Origin of the sequence: Tunicatimonas sp. (genome assembly GCF_049647865.1) — a bacterium.
Taxonomy (GTDB): Bacteria; Bacteroidota; Bacteroidia; order Cytophagales; family Cyclobacteriaceae; genus Tunicatimonas.
In genome coordinates this window covers 1-18609 of sequence record NZ_JBARYM010000151.1, presented here as the reverse complement: position 1 = coordinate 18609, position 18609 = coordinate 1, and the positions used below count along the sequence as shown (strand labels likewise).

Below are 18609 nucleotides of genomic sequence, written 5' to 3'. Positions count from 1 at the left end.
CTTCCAACTCATCTTCTTCGGGGGTTCCTAGTTCAGGGTTTATGTCTAAAAGTTGATCGATGCGCTTAACTGCTTCATCGCAATCTACTTCCGAACGAATGGGCTTTATAGCTACAATGCGGGTCATACTTCTAAAACGAGTTTTTATGATACACAAGGCTACGTAATTCGTGACCTTGAGCTAATCTACGAAAATAGTAAAAGTTAAAGTAAGGGGAAACTCACCGCCCTATCGGCGACTAAAACTGGCATGATAGCTGTGCAATTCAGGTAATCAGACGCAAGCAATCAAGAATGAATCATCCAGCGGGGCCCATTGGGGTATTTGACTCCGGTTACGGAGGACTTACTATTTTTCAGGAGTTACTAAAGCAATTGCCGGAGTATGATTATATCTACCTCGGTGATAATGCCCGTAACCCCTACGGAATTCGTTCTTTTGATGTAGTCTATCATTATACCCTGGAATGCGTGCGTCATTTGTTCAATCAGGGGTGTAATTTAGTAATTTTAGCCTGCAACACAGCTTCGGCTAAAGCGCTTCGTACCATTCAGCAACGCGATCTACCGGTACTAAACGGCTCACGTCGGGTACTAGGAGTCATTCGTCCTACTACTGAAATTATTGGCAGCTACTCTAAAAGCGGGCACGTAGGTATTTTTGCAACTGAAGGAACGGTTAACTCAGAATCGTATCCAATAGAAATTCGTAGATTCTTCCCTGAAGTAACGATCTACCAGGAAGCTTGCCCCATGTGGGTTCCACTGGTAGAGAATAACGAGCACAATACGGCGGGGGCAGAATATTTTATCCGTCAGCACGTTGATCGTCTGCTCCAACGTTCAGCTAGTATTGATACTATTCTGTTAGCGTGTACGCACTACCCCCTCCTAGCACATCAGATTAGTAAGTTTTTACCGCCCCACATTCGACTTATCCCCCAGGGTGAAATTGTCGCTAGCAGCTTGATACGTTATTTAACAAAACATCCTGAAATAGCGAGGCGGTGCACCCAACGAGGAACCCGTAAATATTTCACGACCGAGTCAACCGAAAATTTTGATACTAAAGCGCAGGTATTTTTGCGTAACTGTCCCGTACAAGCTGAACACTTGCAATTGTAAGGTGTAACTTTCTGTTAAATCACTGTAAAAAGCACATAGTTCTTAACACTGGCAACATCAGCTAACTATCTCGATTTACTTTGGAAAAAACAAGTCTTTTTTGGCATAGTTCAATTCACTAGTAGTTCAATAGTTTCTGTTGCCGAGAGTTGTTTTTAAGCCATAAATAAACTTACGTAACGGTACCTATTCGCTAGAGAATTTTTTAAAGGGAAGACGTTAGCTTGCTGATAATTAGCTAATTTAATTCTATGCGCCTCAAAGTTCTGAGTTGCTTCCTCTTTAGTTTTCTCGCATTTTCTGCGCAAGCTCAAATCCGCACACCAAAGTACAGTAATGAGTTTTTAGCCATTGGTATTGGTGGCCGAGGACTAGGCATGGCGGGTACCCAAACCGCAGTGGTAAACGACGTTACTTCGGGCTACTGGAACCCCGCTGGATTGGCCAGTTTAGAAAATCCTTACGAAGCCTCACTCATGCACGCTGAGTACTTCGCGGGTATCGCTAATTTCGACTACGGTGGATTCGCTACTCGTATTGATTCGCTAAGTAGTTTGGGAATATCGGTGATTCGCTTTGCGGTGGACGATATTCCCGATACGCGCTTTTTATACGATGCCAATGGGCGGATTAATTACGACCGCATTCGCTTCTTCTCTGCGGCCGACTACGCTTTTCTATTCTCCTACGCCCGCCGGTTACGAGCAATTCCCCGTTTACAGTTGGGGGTTAATTTTAAAGTGGTTCACCGCAACGTGGGAGACTTCGCTAATGCCTGGGGTTTTGGATTGGATGCGGGAGCACAGTATCGGCTGGCTGGCTGGCAATTTGGGTTAATGCTACACGATATTACCGGTACGTTTAACGCCTGGTCGCATAATTCCGAATTAGTGATTGATGTGTATACCCAAACCGGTAATCAGATTCCTGATAATTCGGTAGAACTTACCCTACCCCGAGCAACATTAGGAATTGGAAAATCGCAGCGTTTCTGGCAGAACCGCGTAGGCGTACTGGCAACGGTTGATGCTACTTTCACTTTTGATGGTCAGCGCAATGTGCTGGTGGGTTCGGATATAACTTCCATTGATCCTTCGGTTGGTTTAGAGTTAAACTACGAGAAAATTGTCTTTCTCCGAGCCGGAGTTGGAAACGTGCAGCTGGTGAAAAACTTCGACGGCAGCACCTACCGAACGTATCAGCCCGATTTTGGAGTAGGAGTAGTGCTAGGTAAGCTCCAGATTGATTATGCATTGACCGATATTGGCGATCAATCCGAATCACTCTACTCCCACGTTTTCTCCCTCAAACTAGGCTTTGGAAAATCGCAAGAGAATGAATAAGCCAAGGTTATTTATAGCTCTTATCGCAGTCATTGTTCATTGTTCATTGCTCATTGTTCATTGCGCCAAAGCGCAACGCTTCGGCAACGAATGGATCGTTAACAACCAACAGTACTACAAAATTTCAATCGGAGGAGATGGCATTTATCAACTCGACTACGCCACTCTTCAGCAGGCGGGGTTTCCAGTGGTATCGGTAGACCCTCGTCGTGTTCAACTCTTTTTTAGAGGAGTAGAACAGGCAATTGAGGTACGAGGGCAACAAGACGCTCGCTTCAATCCTGAGGATTACATCCGCTTTTACGGACAACGCAACGATGGGACTCTAGATGCTGAACTCTATGAACCTAGTACGGCTCAGCCACACTCCCACTATAATTTGTATTCCGATACAACCGCATACTTCCTCACTTGGCGATTAGATGCAGGAGTAGGTAAACGGGCAATATCATTTTCTGAAAACAATGTAGGAGGATTGCCTGCCGAAACGTATCACTTGCAGACTGAGCGACTAATATTTGCGGATGAATACGCGCAAGGGCGATTATATCCAATAGGCTCACCTAGTCGGGTTACATCGCGGCTTAGTACCTTTGACTACGGAGAAGGCTGGACAGGCAAGCGGATAAAACAAGGAGAATCCGTAGACTACACCATCCCCGTGAGAAATACCGTTAGTAGCGGTCCCAGCCCCAATTTGCAACTGGTGCTTACGGGACGCAATAATCAGCAGCACAACGTCACTATTCAGGTGGGAAGCAGTGCTGGTTCTTTACGAACATTAACTACTGCCGAATTCAGTTACTACGATAGCTATCAAATTGATACAACCCTCGCATGGTCAGATGTAGGTAGTGATCAAATGGTTGTTCGGTTAACGGTGAACGGAGTAGATAGCAAAGCCGACAATATTTCTTTAGCTCTGTTAGAGATCAACTACGCTCAGCAGCCCGATGCTCAAAATCAGAATCAGCTGCTGAACTTAGTAGCCAACACGAATAGCAAGTCATATTTAGAAGTAGACGATCCTCCGGCGAATGCACAGCTTTGGGACATCTCGGAATCAGACGGTGCCGAAGTAATTGGTTACAATATTACCGGAAACACGCTCTCGGCGATTATTCCTAATGCCAATGTGCCTCGGAAACTGTTATTAGCTGAGCTACAGCCAATAGTTGATGTTCAGCGGGTTACTATGCCTACATTAGAAGCTTCAGCCAAATTTCTAATAGTAGGTCATCCGGCACTTCGGCAGCCTGCCGGTGCGTACCGCGACCCGATCGGTGCTTACCACGATTATCGGATCAGTACCGGCCATCAGCCACGGTTGGTTGATATTGATCAACTTTATAATTTGTTCAGCTACGGAGAAATTAACCCGTTGGCTATTCGCCGCTTTGCCGATTACATGCTTTCGGTGGGTAGCCCCGAAAACTTACTACTTATTGGGAAAGGACTTACCGTTAACCACAATTATCATCGTCGCGACCCAGCTACTTTTGAGGTACATGATTATATTCCACCGGGGGGCATACCCGGATCGGACGTAATATTTACGGCTGGTTTGGCGGGTAGTGACGGAATTGGCGTGGCCATACCAACCGGAAGAATAAATGCCAATACAGCTCAGGAGGTTGCTAATTATCTTGATAAAGTAAAGGAAGAAGAGGGCCAAACGCTAGCCGAAGATTATCAAGAAAGCAGTACTCGCGAAGCCCTTTGGAAAAAGAATCTGGTGCACTTGAGCGGAGGAGTTTCCGCCTCAGAGTTAACGCTCTATGCTCGCTACGTAGATAATTTCGCGGCTATTGCCAAGAATCATTTCTTAGGCGGAGAAGTAGCTACCCAGCAGAAAAAAACGAATAGTGTCTCTGAACTCATCAATATTGCTGAAGAAGTGAATCGGGGTGTTTCGCTTATCACATTTTTTGGCCACTCCTCCACTACTATCAGTGATATGGACATTGGGTTCGTATCGAATGACGAATTTGGCTATCGCAACCAGGGAAAATATCCGGCTATTTTGCTCAATGGCTGTAATGCGGGAAACGTTTTTAGTACTGCCACCACCTTTGGGGAGGATTGGATTCGTACCGCCAACCGAGGGGCATTACACGTAATGGCTCATAGCTCCATCGGAATTTCTAGTGTGCTTAAGCAGTATTCTGATCGATTTTATGAAGTGGCGTTCGGTGATAGTGTGTGGGTAGATCAGCCACTGGGCGCAGTAAAAAAAGAGAGCGAGCGGCGGTTTATAGCACAGTTAGGCGAATCAGCCTGGGAAATGCACGTATCTCAGGTACAGCAACTGGTACATCAGGGTGATCCAGCACTTCCCTTGTTCGGACGCAGCCAGCCCGATTTCGAGATTAATACCAATAATATCTTCGTTACTCAACTCCAAGATGAACCAGTTACTGCCGCATCCGATTCATTTGCGGTAAACTGCATCGTCCGAAATTTTGGTCGAACTCAAACCGATTCGTTAGCCATATCGTTACAACGAACTTTTAGCGATGGCACGGTTCAAACCTACGGCCCAGTATGGTACCCACCAGTGCTATACCAAGATACCCTGCAATTCACTGTACTCAATCGAGAAGGGGCAAATGCCGGAAACAACCGCTTAGAGGTTATTATTGATAGCCCCGATTCTGTAACTGAACTTAACGAAGCTAATAATCGGGCGGCCATTGATTATTTTGTTCCCGTTAGCGGAACGCTTAATATCGCACCTACCAATTTCGGAATAGTAGCCACGACAGAAACTGAATTGCTGGTGCAGCCTGGTAATCTTCAGACTACTTTGCGGGCTAAATCGCCCCGCTCTATTCTTATTGAACTGGACACCGCCAACACATTTAATAGCCCTCTGAAACAGCAAGTGACCCTAGCCACAACAGCATTAGCTCAATGGTCGGTCACCTTGCCAATTGCTGAAGATAGTACTGTATATTTTTGGCGAAGCAAATACACTACTCCGCTAGCCGGGGAAGTAGACGATTGGAATAATAGCTCATTTGTTTACTTGAGCAGTAGCGACGATGGCTGGGCGCAGCTACATTCTAATCAGTGGCAGGAAAATACGCTGACCAACGTAGCCTACCGCAACGGTCGGTGGGAGTTTGAGCAGAGTAGTATAGCTTTGGAAGCAACTGTTTCGGGGGGAGAGGGTACCGTGAATACCGACGTAATTCTTAATGGTATTCCGTATGTTTTAACCACCGCTACTGATTCACGGCTTCTTTGTAAAAATAACGCTATTGGTGCTGTAGCTTTCACTCAAGAAGGGTTGCTGCCTTACGCGGTAGTTTCCCGAGGCGGCTTCGATGTGCTCGATCCCAATACCTGCGGTCGTCGCCCCCAGGTTATTAATGATTTCAGTAACGGGCAAATCACGGGCAGTGGCCGAATATTAGAGCAGTTTGTAGATGCCGTAGGCGATAATGATCCGGTACTACTATTTTCTTTTGGGAACGTTGATTTTACTGTCTGGCCGGAAGAAACGATTACGAGGTTGCAAGAACTAGGAGTGGCCCCTGATGCATTGGCTAATCTACAAGCCGGAGAACCACTAATTATTTTAGGTCGCAAAAATGCTGACGTCGGTTCGGCAACCGTAGTGCGGGCTGACTCTACCTTGGATATTTCCGTAAACGAACAAGTTATCTCCCTGAGTGAACAGATTACCGAACCCTACCGCAGTGGAAGTATTCGAGGAAAGCGTATTGGTCCGGCCCGGAAGTGGCAGGAGTTGCGAACTCAAATTGGCGGAGATGACCACGCCCTTACGGTTCTGGGTGAAAATAATTCGGGAGAGGTAGTTGAGCTTCTAACGGGTTTGACGGAACAACCGGCGGTAGATTTAAGCGGCATTGACGCCCAGCAGTATCCGTATTTGCGGTTAGTGTTGGAAACCAGTGACCCCATAGAGCAAACTCCAGCCCAACCTGAAAGCTGGATAATTCTTTATAGCACATTGCCTGAAGGCACCCTAATATCGGTAGATGTTTCAGAGGCCGTAGTAGAAAAACAGGAAGGGGAAACGCTGACATTTTCGGGCGAATTTTATAACCTATCCGAACAAGATTTTTCCGATTCATTAGCTGTTGTGTATACCTTAGCCAATCAAGAGCAACGCCAATCGGAAGTAGATACGCTTTATGTTCCCGCTCCGGCCAGTAAAGATACTACCACCTTTACTATTGCCGTTGATACCCGACAGCGGATAGGAACCAATGACATCACCATGCAGGTAAATCCGCAGCAACAGCCCGAGCAAATCTACACGAATAACACGCTACGCGTAGATAACTGGCTGGAGGTGATTGGTGACGAAACCAATCCGATTGTCGATGTAGCCTTTGACGGGGTGTACATCATAGACGGTGATATTGTAGCCCCCAGCCCTCTAGTAACCATTCAGGTGCGCGATGAGAATCCGTATCTACAGAAGCTAGATACCGTTGGTATCGATATTCTTTTAGGACGTGAGGAGACTGAACTAAACGCTTCTGCTTCTACTGAGAACGCACGAACTCAGAATAATGAGTTGCGAAGAATCAGCCTGGATCAGCCCGACGTTAGTTGGAGTCCTGCTACCGATGAAACTCCCTTTACCATTACCTATCAGCCAGAAGAATTGGAAGATGGCGTGTACCGATTGCAAGTACAAGTGAGCGACGCTAGTGGTAATGCTTCGGGAGCGAACCCCTACGAGATTACCTTTGAAGTAATTAATGCTTCTGCGATTACGCATTTCTATCCATACCCCAACCCCTTCTCTACCAGCACTCGTTTTGTGTTTACCCTAACAGGCGCTGAGGTTCCCGATCAGTTAAAGATCCAGATTATGACGGTGAGCGGAAAAATTGTGCGGGAAATCACCCAGGATGAAATTGGTCCCATCCGCATCGGTAACAATATTACTGAATACGCCTGGGACGGGCGGGATGAGTACGGTGATGAACTGGCTAATGGAGTGTATTTATACCGAGTCGTTGTCCGTAACGACGGTCAGGCAATGGAACGTCGCGAGACTTCTGCCGACCGGGCATTCACCAAAGAGTTTGGTAAACTGTATATTTTACGGTAGCCGTTAGTTTCTGGAGACAGGAGTCCAGAAACCGGCGAGAGGTTGTATCATAGTTGCCTCCAGTATATTAAGTAGGTAACAATAAATGACTCGGAATATCATTGCCAGATGAGGCCCAGCATGGAAGGCTCCGCGAATTCCGGTGGACGCCACGCGGCATCTCCCTCTTACGATGCGGGAGATCCCAGAGTAAATCCGGGGAAATACCGAAAGAGCTTCATTGGAATACTTAATAGCTAGTTCCGTTCAGCAGCGATAGCCGACTGCTCAATCACTTCAACCCTTACATTCTCTAAATCTATACGAGACAGTTCTTGCACTTGCTGGTTAGTAAACTGGGTATTATACTCTTCTAAAGAGAACTGATGTAACGTGTCGGTATAATTAACGAAATCAGCAAAGCGAACACCGTTGACTTCCCGCGCATTATAGGCTTCCCGGAAGCGAGTTCCGCCCCCGTTTACGTGAAACTCGTAGGCAAGATAGTCCATCGTATGCTTATCTTGATGAAACCAGTAGACGAACACATCATCAAAATCAGTACCGCCCCCGGCTTGTTCAAAGGTTACCTGCACTTTGTGATATTGCTCCGAGTTGATCGTATCAACTTCCAGATACGTCGCTTTCACTGCCGGGTCGGTAAGTGGTTGGGGCAGTAATGCAAAATAAACTACCGAGTTTAGTGAGTTAGCGTAGCGCTGCTTATCTTCTGAAGACAGTGTGACTTCGTTACCGTCAATTTTTCGGGTAAAGCTCTGATTATTAAGAATATCGTGAATACTTCCAAGAGAATCTTCCCAGCTCCGTTCGTAGGTAAACTGTCCATTATTGAGATACACATCATAATCACGATCGCGAAATGAGAAAGAAATATGCTTGCCATCGTAATCTTCCCCTCCGTGAGCCGCAATAGCTTGGTCAATAATTTCTTTAGGGTCGGGATCAGACTGACAAGCAAAACCAAGGACTGCAAAAACACAGAATAAAAAGAGAAATGGATAGCGCATAGTGGTACAAGTAACAATGTTGCTTACGAACCAGTCTGGAAAAGTGTTGTGGTGTTAAAGTGTTATAGTTCTGAGTTCAAGTCAACTAACGTTGAACTCAGAACTTTTGAACCCTTCACATCATTTCCCAGACTACTAATGTACTACAACACTCTATTATCAGAAAACATAACACTTATTATCCTTTCTGGTTGAGTTACTTGTCATTAGTCGGATTAGGTTCTAATATTGCACGCGGCACATCCCATGAACAACATCGAGGAAATCCAGGCACCGATCCGGCAAGAAATGGCGGATTTTGAAATAAAGTTTCGCGACTCTATGAAGAGTAACGTGATGCTACTGGATAAGATCATGAACTTCATTGTGAAGCGCAAAGGAAAGCAGGTGCGCCCAATGTTTGTATTTCTAACAGCTGGTACGGTCGGTACTATTTCCGAAGCTACTTACCGAGGGGCTGCGCTTATCGAACTACTGCATACCGCCACTCTAGTCCACGACGATGTAGTAGATGCCTCTAACTATCGCCGGGGTTTCTTCTCAATCAATGCATTATGGAAGAATAAGATCGCAGTATTAGTAGGCGACTACTTGCTATCAAAAGGAATGCTTTTGTCGGTGGAGAACGAAGATTTTGACCTATTGAAAATTGTTTCTACTGCGGTGCGCGAAATAATTGAGGGAGAATTGTTACAGGCAGAGAAAGCACGCCGCTTAGATATTACTGAAGAGGTGTACTACGAAGTAATTCGTCAGAAAACAGCTTCACTCATCAACTCTTGCTGCGGAGTAGGTGCATCTTCAGCTGGGGCGGATGTTAAAACTGTAGAGAAGATGCGCTTATTTGGCGAGAAAGTAGGTATCGCTTTTCAGATTAAAGACGACTTGTTTGACTACGGCGATGCTGAAATTGGTAAACCAGTCGGTATTGATATTAAGGAAAAGAAGATGACCTTGCCACTGATTTATGCCCTTAATCAAGCCACGTGGAGGGATAAGCGACGGATCATCTACATCATTAAAAACCAAAGTGAGAAGTCGAGTAAGGTGAAGGAGGTTATTGAGTTTGTGAAGCAATCGGGTGGTATTGACTACGCCATTGAGGCAATGCACCAGTTTCATCAGGAAGCTAATCAGATTCTCTGCACTTTTCCTGACTCAACGTACAAACAGTCGCTAAGCCGATTGGTCAGTTTCACCATTGAACGAGAAAAGTAGTAAATTAGTGGAATGATCACCTATCGTCTACACTGTTTGCTTACGCTATTATCATTAGTTTTTCAAGTTAATGGTATTGCCCAAACTACGAACACCGTACTACTGGATTCAGCCGAGATTGATCGCCTTCGGCAACAGATTGCTACCCATGGCGAAGTTCAGCAGCTATACGATAGCGTAGTAGATTTGGCTGAGCTATACCGAACTGCGGTGCCCCGCCCCCTTTCAGTGCTTTACTACGAAGGACTGCTGGAAAACAATCCTGACCGGATAGATACCCGAAAGAGTTTAGCTGATATTGATAAGCTTATTAGCTACATCTACGCCAGTTACGGGCAAGGCGGTCAGCACTACGCTGCACAAGTCAAGCGATTTGTATTAGCGTGGTCGGGCACATATCAGCCTACCGGTAATACAATTGACGAGAATAAATTTTGCCCCCTATTTTGGAGTTATTATCTGTTTCGGGATTATTTTAGCTCAGGTGAACAGCAGCAAGTAGAAGCTTGGATGCGGACTATCGCTCGTAAGCAAATGGAGCGGAAGCGTACTCCTAACAACAATTGGCAGGCCAAGCGCATGAAAATTGCTGGTATTGTTGGTTGCGTTACTAATGATGAAGAGATGAAGCAGTTTTCGTTGAATGGGCTGAAAGAATATATTAACACGGCTTATTATGCTGATAGCACTAGTCGGGATTTGGCGCAGCGCGATGCGCTGCACTATCACGTAGGTGGGCTCAAACCACTTCTCTCTATTTTTATCAATCTTAAAAAATTTGATCCGGCTTTTGACCTATTCTCTTACACATCTCCTGATGGGGCTTCTGTAGAAAAATCAGTAGCGTACGTAGTGCCTTACGCTACGGGTCAGAAGGTTCGCCAAGAGTGGGTGAACAGTAAGGTGGAGTTAGATCACCAGCGAGCTGCCGCCGGGTTGGAAGAATACCAGCCAGGGATACTCTTTGATCCAGCCGAGGCTATTCCACTTTTTGAGTGGGCTAGTTACTATCATAGAGCGTGGTATAGCATAGTACATAAAGGGAGTAAAGGTTACACTGCTACCTGGGTTGGCTTGTTAAATAGCCCTTTAGTAAGAACTAAATAGCACGAGTTTTTTATAACGCCAGCTCTTTTTCTTTTTTGAAAAAAAGTTTAAAGTGCGTTCCTTCTCCAACGGTACTCTCAATATCAATTCGTCCTTCGCTGGCATCCAGAATATTCTTTATCATATACAAGCCTACTCCCGTTCCCGGGGCTTTATTTGTATCGAACCGATTAAAAAGCTTGAAGAGCTGCTGCTGATGTCGTTCCAGATTAATCCCAATACCATTGTCCTCAAAATGCACAATAACGTAGTCGTCGGCATCTTCGGTAATAATGCTAATGCGTGGCTCCCGGTTTTCGTCTCGGTACTTAATAGAATTAGTTACTAAGTTCTGCAGAATACTGTTGAACAGTACAGGCACAAAGCATACAGTGTCGGCTTCACTAAAATTGGTGGAGATACGAGTATTGGTGCTACGGATAATTTCAGCGAGCTGATCTTCTACTTCACTAATAGCAAGTTGAACGTTGATAGCCTCCGGTTGTTTTGATAAATCTCTTTCCGCAAGAAACACATTAGAGAAGCCACGAATCATATTATCCAGCCGGTTTACGCTAGATTCTATTCTTTCTATAACTTTATGCTGAAAATCTACATCGTCGGTCTGTTGGAACATCTCAACCAATGAGCGAAGGTTCGTTAGGGGAGACTTCAGATCATGAGTAATCACGTAAGAGTAGTCCTTCAATTTGTCGTTATACTTCTGAAGGTGGTTCATTGCTAAAAAAAGCTCACGCTTCAGCTTATGGCGCTCTATAGCAAATGAAATAGTTTTAGCTAATAGATGCTCAGTATTAATTTCCTGTTTAGAGAGATAATCTTCCGCTCCCATGTTGATTGCTTCTACCCCCACGTCGGGGTCATCCAAACCGGTAAGAATCACAATAGGAATAGACGAGTCTCGTTTCTGAAGTTTCTCTAACGTTTGCACTCCAGTACTATCAGGCAATGATAAATCCAGTAGAATAATATCAGGCTTTTGCTGATCCATACACTTAACAGCATGGTTGATTCTCTCACATACTTCTAAGTTGTATTGAAAAAGCTGAGTGCCTATCAGCATCTCTTTTACTATTTCTTGATCAGTGAGGTTGTCTTCGACTAGTAAAATGTTAATTTCTCTCATAGCTAAAAGTTACTCACCGCGAGGGGGAAGCTTAACAATGGTAAACCAGAAATCTTCTATGGAAGCCACAATTTTAGAAAATTGATCAAAATCTAATGGCTTCGTAATATAGCAGTTGGCGTGCAGCTTATAAGAACGGTAGATATCTTCTTCGGCCGAGGAAGTAGTTAATACTACTACCGGAATTCGTTTAAGATACTCGTCTCCTTTTATTTCTTCCAGTACTTCTCGACCGTCTTTTCTTGGTAGGTTCAGGTCTAGTATAATAATATCGGGAGTACCAACATCTTGAAACTCACCCTGTTTATTTAAGTAGTTTACGGCTTCTACACCGTCTTGCACAATATGCAATTTAACTTTTAACTTGCTATCTTCCAACGATTCTTCTACCAAAGCGGCATCGGCTTCGCTGTCTTCTACGAGTAGTACTTCAATTGCCATACGGTTATTCAGATAGTTTTAAGCGTTTGCTAATAGTGAAATAGAAGGTGCTTCCTTCGCCTAATACGGATTTGACCCATATTTTCCCCTGATGCGTTTCGGAGATACGCTGGCAAATAGCTAACCCAATTCCGGTGCCGGAATACTCACGAGATGAGTGAAGACGTTGAAAAATGACGAATATCCGATCAAAAAATTCCTTTTCTATACCTATTCCATTGTCGGCGACGGAAAATTGCCAAGCGGTTTCTTGCTCTTCACAGCGAATATGGATTTTAGGTAATACGTCGCTATGACGATACTTCAGGGCGTTACTAATTAAATTCTGAAAAAGCTGCCTTAATTGTGCTTGGTCGCCGGTTATGGTTGGCAGATCATGATGTTTAATTATAGCTTTTGTCTCCTGAATAGGAACACTCAGGTTAGATTTAACTTCTTGAATCAGTTTTTGGATATCTACCTGCACAAAACGATTGCCCTTCCTCTCTATCCGCGAAAACGCTAAAATATCATCAATCAATGTTTGCATCCGAGAGGTGCCATCCACAATAAAGCGGATGTACTTATCGGCACGTTCGTCTATTTTATCAGCGTACCGTTTTTTTAATAACATACTGAAGTTACTCACGGCCCGTAGCGGCTCCTGAAGATCGTGCGAAGCTACGTAGGCAAAGCGTTCTAGTTCAGCATTAGAGCGTTCCAAAGCCGCTTGCACATGTTTGCGCCGCTTATTCTCTAACTTTAGTTCATCATTTAATTTTACTAATTGTTCGTTTTGCTGACGATACTCTTCAGCTTTGAATACAAAAATATCTTTAATAGCGTAGCTTAGCTCTTGAGCCATACTAATATGTTCTTCTGCCCAAGGTAAAGAGGCCCCCTCAACTCGTTCTTTCCATAGATCAAAGGATTTACGGGGATGAAGCTTAATAGTCCCGTTTTCTTCTTGTTGATAAAATTTTTTGGGTTCTCCCCCCCAGTTCACTTCTTGAATTACCTCTTGGCGAAACCACAAAATATAGCTTTGTTGAGGTCGAGCAATGAGCACCGCCAACAATCCGGCAACTTGGTTTACAAAGTCTTTTGCCGCCGGGTAATGGTCGGTTAAGCGATTGGTATGAAACAGGTTGTCCTGCTCATCTACTTGCCGACTTGCCCAGGAACAAAGCTCCTTTACTTCTAATTGAGTAGGAGTAAATCCAATTAGGGTAGTACGCCCCTCGTGGCAGATCGCAGCCCCAGTAGATTCGGTTAGAGCCAAGGTTTCTTTTTCTGAGCTAAGAAAACTAGCTTCGTAATCTCTTTTTCGTGTAACGTTTTCAATAAGTAAAGCATGGATGCGCCGGAGGGTCAACATCATAGTCTGATTCTCGCTTTTTTGCTTTAGTGCTAGTTGCAAAGACAAAATCTGGCCAATGTACTCACTGGCAATGCGAAGCTGGTACGGCAACACCAAAGTATCCTGATGGTGGCAGGCAATCAGCCCCCACAGTTTATTATCTTTAATGAGCGAAATAGTTAGTGTAGCCTTCACCCCCATATTTGCCAAATATTCTTGGTGAATAGGTGAAACACTTCTGAGTAGACTGTGGCTTAAGTCGAGCGGAGTATTATCGCCTGGAGATAGTATAGGTACAGGATGGTACGTAGCATCCGGAATATAGCGCAGCCAGTTTATGGTGTACAGAGCCCGGGCTTGGGCAGGAATATCGGTATGGGGAAAATGCAGGCCCAAGTAGCTATCGACTCCTTCGCTGCTAGCTTCAGCAACTACGTCACCATTCCATTCATCATCAAACTGATAGAGTAATACTCGATTAAACCCAGTAAGCGATTGTACCTCCCGCACCGCCACTTGATACAACTCATCCAACTCATCAGTGCTTTGCAATGCAAGTAGTGACTTACGGGAGAGGTCATAGAAATGAGTGAAAGACAGCGTATTCTCATTAGAAAGCATTTCTAATTCTAATATCAAACCGGCATTAGTGAAGTGCACGACACCATTAAAAGCTACCTCTTTTCCTCGTACATCCATTGTCATACGTAGAGGGTTGATATTCTTCAGGAAAGCATTTTGTCGGGCTTTCTTCTGAGTTGGCACCTCTTCTCGTAGCAATTGAACGTAATCTTCTTGAAGAAGTGATTCCAATGGCTGACCAAACAAACCTTCTGGCTCACGCCCCAAAATAGCAGAAGCATTCGCACTAATTCGCCGAATAGTAAAATCATTTTCATCGAGTACTATCAGTATTCCATGAGGCTGAATACTACCCGGAGTATGAACGGGTTCCTGATCACAATTAGCTAAAGTTACTTCGGGTGCAGACGATTCTTCTTGCGAATACATAGTTAAATAGATCGTAGTGGGGGCTGTTTAGCTAATTGCTTTTCGCGAATAAGATAAACACTTTGAGAAAATAAATCAAAACCTTGCTGAGCCGCCGCAATCACAGTTTCAGGCTGATGATGATTATCCTCCAAAACACGGAGAAAAGATTTCCAGTACGCAGAAGTATCTGCTCCGTATCCTGATAAAAAACGAAACGAAGTGTACGGAGCAATTTTCTCATTCTTCTGTAGTGCCTTCATAATCATTCGTCCACCCAGTGTTGAACCTTCGGTCACGTATAGCAAACCCATCGCTTCTCCTTCCGAAGCAACCATCATATCTTTGGGAAATCCAACGGGAGTAATCGCATTAATCTCTAGCAGGTCGGCTTCAATCCAGGGGAGCTTCTGACGGTTAGACCAATCAAGCATTTGTCGCAACCCCGGACTAAGAGCCACGTCAATCTGTTGTTCGGCCCGCTGATAAAACACGTACTGAATTTGCAAAAACTCACGATACTGATCTAATGATAAATCTGACCAGTTCTGTTGAGGGAAAAGCAACTGCTCCGTAGCTTGGTGCTGGTGCTGAGTAGCTTCCTTAATTTTCGTGTGAAATGACATATAATATTTGGGGGAAATCTTACGGAAAGATACATAAATAATGTTTAAGTAAACTGAAATCCTGTTTGGGGGTTATATCAATTGAGCATAACTTACCGGTTTTTATAGAGAAAAACACTACCTGCCTTATGATCAAATATTTATCATCTACTATTCTGCTATCACTCTTTTGCGCTTCACTAGCAACCTTATTTCCTACTCTAACGCTGGGTCAATCTACGTACTGGCAGCAGCAGGCGCAGTACACTATGGAAATAGCTATGAACGTAACTACTAATCAGTTGAGTGGTACGCAAAAATTAGTATACCAAAATAATTCTCCTGATACACTGAGCCAGGTATTTTACCATTTGTACTTCAATGCTTTTCAACCGGGTAGTATGATGGATGTTCGCGCTCGCACTATTGCTGACCCTGACCGTCGGGTGATGGACCGCATTCTGTACTTAGGCGAAGATGAAATTGGTTACCAACGCATCAGTTCCCTCCAACAAGATGGAGAAACGCTCAACTACGAAGTGGAAGGAACCATTCTGGAAGTCACCCTGAATGAACCCATTTTACCAGGAAAGAAAAGCACTTTTGAAATGGAGTTTACCGCTCAGGTACCATCGCAAATTCGCCGAACGGGGCGCGACAATGCGGAAGGAATACGTTACTCAATGGCTCAGTGGTATCCAAAAATGGCCGAATACGATCAGCATGGCTGGCACGCCAATCCTTATATTGGCCGAGAGTTCTACGGTATCTGGAGCGATTTTGATGTTAAAATCTCAATTGACTCTTCTTACGTAATAGCCGGAACGGGTGTGCTCCAGAATCCCGAAGAAATTGGTCATGGCTACTTACCGGCTGGCGAAAAGCTTAAGCGACCCAGTAGTGGAATACTTACCTACCACTTTGCTGCTGAGAACGTGCACGACTTTATGTGGGCGGCTGACCCTGACTATCGGCACACTACTGCTCAAGTACCCGATGGTCCGTTGCTACGGTTCTTTTACCAAACCGATACCCTTGCTGAAAATTGGGAGAGGCTGCCCGAATTTACAGCAAAAGCATTTCAGTACGTGAACCAAACTTTTGGAAAGTACCCGTATGAAGAGTTTTCGGTAGTTCAAGGCGGCGACGGAGGGATGGAATATCCTATGTCTACGCTAATTACTGGGCACCGACCGCTCCGCAGTTTGGTAGGAGTTACGGTACACGAATTTTTACATAGTTGGTACCAAGGAGTGTTAGGCTCTAACGAAAGCCTGTACGCTTGGATGGACGAAGGATTTACGTCATACGCCACAAACCGTACAATGGCTCAAATATTTGGGCCAGGACGCGCCAACGGGCAGGAGCAGGCCAGATCGTACGGGGGGTATTTTGCTTTGGTGCAATCTGGTTTGGAAGAACCTCTTACTACTCACGCCGACCATTTTGATACAAACCGAGCCTACGGTTCGGCTTCCTATTCCAAAGGAGCAGTACTGCTGCACCAACTTAGTTACATTGTTGGGCAGGATGTATTAGACCGAGCAATGCGTCGCTACTTCAATGAGTGGAAATTTAAGCACCCTACCGTAACAAATTTCAAACGGATAATGGAAAAAGAATCAGGGCTAGAGCTAGACTGGTACTTTGAGTATTTTGTGAATAGTACGAGTACGATTGATTACAGCATACAATCAGTAGAAGGTGAAAGTGGGGAAACGAAGGTTATCATTGAGCGAATTGGACTGATGCCTATGCCCCAAGAAGTATTAGTGACCTACCAAGATGGTAGTCAGGACTTATTTTATGTTCCATTGCGAATGATGCGCGGAGAAAAAAGTGCGGAGGGAGAAATTGAAAGAACCGTTCTGCGAGACTGGCCCTGGACCTTCCCAACCTATCAGCTAACTATTGATCGTGCTAAGCGTGACATTCAACAGATTACCTTAGACCCTTCGGGTAAAATGGCCGACATTGACCGATCTAACAATACCTACCCTAGTGTAAACCCATCCACTTTTTCCGAAGAAGGGTTAACCAAAAACTAAAGGTTTTAGAGCGTGTTTGGATTTTATGTTTAGAACTTATTATGAAGTATTTTTTGGTCAGGCGGAGCTTTTTTTAAGGAGGATAGATTGAGCTATCGTCCGCAAAAAAGCCGCCGTAGCGCGGCTGAAGTATGACTGAAAAAAACCATAAGAAAACTAAAAGGTGAAGTTCAAATACGCTCTTAGGGTTCTGAGCTTAAAGCTTTGAGTTTACCTCCCCTATGTTCAACTCAAAACTTAATACCCTAAACTTAAACACTACGCAATAAAGCACATCGCACTCTAACACTAAAAACCTATGCCCGAATTACCCGAAGTAGCCACGTATCAGAAGTTTTTTAATATGACCGCCACTGGGCGGAAAGTAACGGGCGTGGAAGTAATTGAACCGCGGGTAGTCACCGTCTCTCCCGAAGAATTACAGCAGTCAGTGGTAGGTCAACGATGGGAAGAAACCCAGCGCATTGGTAAACATTTATTGGTAAAACTAAGTGGCGGCGGCTGGATGACGATGCATTTTGGTATGACCGGATCGTTGCGCTCATTTAAAGACCAGGAAGATGCGCCAAGATTTACGAAAGTGCTGTTTGCTCTAGACGATGGTTTTTTTCTGGCATTTCGTTGTCCGCGTATTTTGGGCCGGATTGGGCTGACAGAAAGTTTATCAACCTACCAGAAAGACAAAAAGTTAGGCCCCGATGCCCTCACTGTTTCTTGGAAAGAATTTCAGGAAATACTGGATGGACGAACCGGACTAATCAAGCCTCTACTGATGAACCAGAGCACCGTAGCCGGATTAGGCAATTGGATAGTAGATGACATTTTGTACCAAGCAGGCATCCATCCCGAATGCCGGGCGAACGAACTAAGTGATGCCAAGGTGCAAAGTATCTTTGATAAGATGAAGTATATCCTCAAAACTGCTGTCGAGCTAGAATCTCGCTACGAAGACTTTCCTGACGAATTTTTAGTAACCTACCGTTGGTCCAAAAATCAGCACCGCCAGGAAGAGATCAATTTAGAAATACTGAAGGTAGGCGGACGAAGCACCTATATTGATGCTGAGCGACAGAGATTGTAATGATCAGTTAGTACCTTTCTTTTAAATTCCAATCTGGTACTTCTCTCCTACCAATAGGTATGGTGGCTCTTTACTAAAAGTCAT

The 18609-nt window shown here is 44.6% G+C and carries 12 protein-coding genes; 7 read left to right on the top strand and 5 right to left on the bottom strand.

The window, feature by feature from the left end; all coding sequences use genetic code 11:
- Positions 1-294 precede the first annotated feature (294 nt).
- The 3 genes from murI (at position 295) to WBA23_RS04750 (ending at position 7563) form a co-directional block, all read left to right on the top strand.
- Positions 295-1125 (top strand): glutamate racemase, encoded by an 831-nt coding sequence (gene murI, locus WBA23_RS04760; protein ID WP_424581105.1) that lies wholly within the window; start codon positions 295-297, stop codon positions 1123-1125.
- 251 nt (positions 1126-1376) lie between these two features.
- Positions 1377-2468, top strand: coding sequence for a PorV/PorQ family protein (locus tag WBA23_RS04755; protein WP_424581104.1), 1092 nt, complete (start codon positions 1377-1379; stop codon positions 2466-2468).
- Positions 2461-7563 (top strand): C25 family cysteine peptidase, encoded by a 5103-nt coding sequence (locus tag WBA23_RS04750; protein ID WP_424581103.1) that lies wholly within the window; start codon positions 2461-2463, stop codon positions 7561-7563. The genes WBA23_RS04755 and WBA23_RS04750 overlap by 8 nt, the downstream gene beginning before the upstream one ends.
- A gap of 236 nt (positions 7564-7799) precedes the next feature.
- Here WBA23_RS04750 and WBA23_RS04745 read toward each other — a convergent pair whose 3' ends face one another.
- Positions 7800-8570 (bottom strand): DUF6503 family protein, encoded by a 771-nt coding sequence (locus tag WBA23_RS04745; RefSeq protein WP_424581102.1) that lies wholly within the window; start codon positions 8568-8570, stop codon positions 7800-7802.
- Positions 8571-8816: 246 nt separating this feature from the next.
- Here WBA23_RS04745 and WBA23_RS04740 point away from each other — a divergent pair, with 246 nt between their 5' ends.
- The gene (locus WBA23_RS04740; RefSeq protein ID WP_424581101.1) at positions 8817-9788 is read left to right on the top strand and encodes a polyprenyl synthetase family protein; all 972 of its coding nucleotides are present in this window, start codon (positions 8817-8819) and stop codon (positions 9786-9788) included.
- Positions 9789-9800: 12 nt separating this feature from the next.
- Positions 9801-10895 carry an alginate lyase family protein gene (locus WBA23_RS04735; protein WP_424581100.1) on the top strand — a complete coding sequence of 365 codons (1095 nt, stop codon included), beginning with the start codon at positions 9801-9803 and terminating at the stop codon, positions 10893-10895.
- Between the two features lie 10 nt (positions 10896-10905).
- Here the strand turns inward: WBA23_RS04735 and WBA23_RS04730 are convergent, their stop codons facing one another.
- The 4 genes from WBA23_RS04730 to WBA23_RS04715 are packed head-to-tail and all read right to left on the bottom strand — an operon-like array spanning position 10906 to position 15417.
- A complete protein-coding gene (locus tag WBA23_RS04730; RefSeq protein ID WP_424581099.1) occupies positions 10906-12021 on the bottom strand; it encodes a sensor histidine kinase in 1116 nt (371 codons plus the stop codon).
- A gap of 9 nt (positions 12022-12030) precedes the next feature.
- A complete protein-coding gene (locus WBA23_RS04725; protein ID WP_424581098.1) occupies positions 12031-12462 on the bottom strand; it encodes a response regulator in 432 nt (143 codons plus the stop codon).
- A 4-nt stretch (positions 12463-12466) separates the two neighbouring features.
- On the bottom strand, positions 12467-14812 hold the full coding sequence (locus WBA23_RS04720) for an ATP-binding protein (RefSeq protein WP_424581097.1): 2346 nt from the start codon (positions 14810-14812) through the stop codon (positions 12467-12469).
- Between the two features lie 2 nt (positions 14813-14814).
- A complete protein-coding gene (locus WBA23_RS04715; protein WP_424581096.1) occupies positions 14815-15417 on the bottom strand; it encodes a biliverdin-producing heme oxygenase in 603 nt (200 codons plus the stop codon).
- Between the two features lie 128 nt (positions 15418-15545).
- Between WBA23_RS04715 and WBA23_RS04710 the strand changes: the two genes are divergently transcribed.
- Positions 15546-17444 carry a M1 family metallopeptidase gene (locus tag WBA23_RS04710; protein ID WP_424581095.1) on the top strand — a complete coding sequence of 633 codons (1899 nt, stop codon included), beginning with the start codon at positions 15546-15548 and terminating at the stop codon, positions 17442-17444.
- Between the two features lie 298 nt (positions 17445-17742).
- Positions 17743-18525 carry an Fpg/Nei family DNA glycosylase gene (locus WBA23_RS04705; protein WP_424581094.1) on the top strand — a complete coding sequence of 261 codons (783 nt, stop codon included), beginning with the start codon at positions 17743-17745 and terminating at the stop codon, positions 18523-18525.
- Positions 18526-18609: the final 84 nt, after the last annotated feature.

Excerpts from the sequence above, each read along its gene's own strand:
- murI (WP_424581105.1), top strand. The coding sequence starts at position 295 with ATGAATCATCCAGCGGGGCCCATTGGGGTATTTGACTCCGGTTACGGA.
- WBA23_RS04755 (WP_424581104.1), top strand. The coding sequence starts at position 1,377 with ATGCGCCTCAAAGTTCTGAGTTGCTTCCTCTTTAGTTTTCTCGCATTT.
- WBA23_RS04750 (WP_424581103.1), top strand. The coding sequence starts at position 2,461 with ATGAATAAGCCAAGGTTATTTATAGCTCTTATCGCAGTCATTGTTCAT.
- WBA23_RS04745 (WP_424581102.1), bottom strand. The coding sequence starts at position 8,570 with ATGCGCTATCCATTTCTCTTTTTATTCTGTGTTTTTGCAGTCCTTGGT.
- WBA23_RS04740 (WP_424581101.1), top strand. The coding sequence starts at position 8,817 with ATGAACAACATCGAGGAAATCCAGGCACCGATCCGGCAAGAAATGGCG.
- WBA23_RS04735 (WP_424581100.1), top strand. The coding sequence starts at position 9,801 with ATGATCACCTATCGTCTACACTGTTTGCTTACGCTATTATCATTAGTT.
- WBA23_RS04730 (WP_424581099.1), bottom strand. The coding sequence starts at position 12,021 with ATGAGAGAAATTAACATTTTACTAGTCGAAGACAACCTCACTGATCAA.
- WBA23_RS04725 (WP_424581098.1), bottom strand. The coding sequence starts at position 12,462 with ATGGCAATTGAAGTACTACTCGTAGAAGACAGCGAAGCCGATGCCGCT.
- WBA23_RS04720 (WP_424581097.1), bottom strand. The coding sequence starts at position 14,812 with ATGTATTCGCAAGAAGAATCGTCTGCACCCGAAGTAACTTTAGCTAAT.
- WBA23_RS04715 (WP_424581096.1), bottom strand. The coding sequence starts at position 15,417 with ATGTCATTTCACACGAAAATTAAGGAAGCTACTCAGCACCAGCACCAA.
- WBA23_RS04710 (WP_424581095.1), top strand. The coding sequence starts at position 15,546 with ATGATCAAATATTTATCATCTACTATTCTGCTATCACTCTTTTGCGCT.
- WBA23_RS04705 (WP_424581094.1), top strand. The coding sequence starts at position 17,743 with ATGCCCGAATTACCCGAAGTAGCCACGTATCAGAAGTTTTTTAATATG.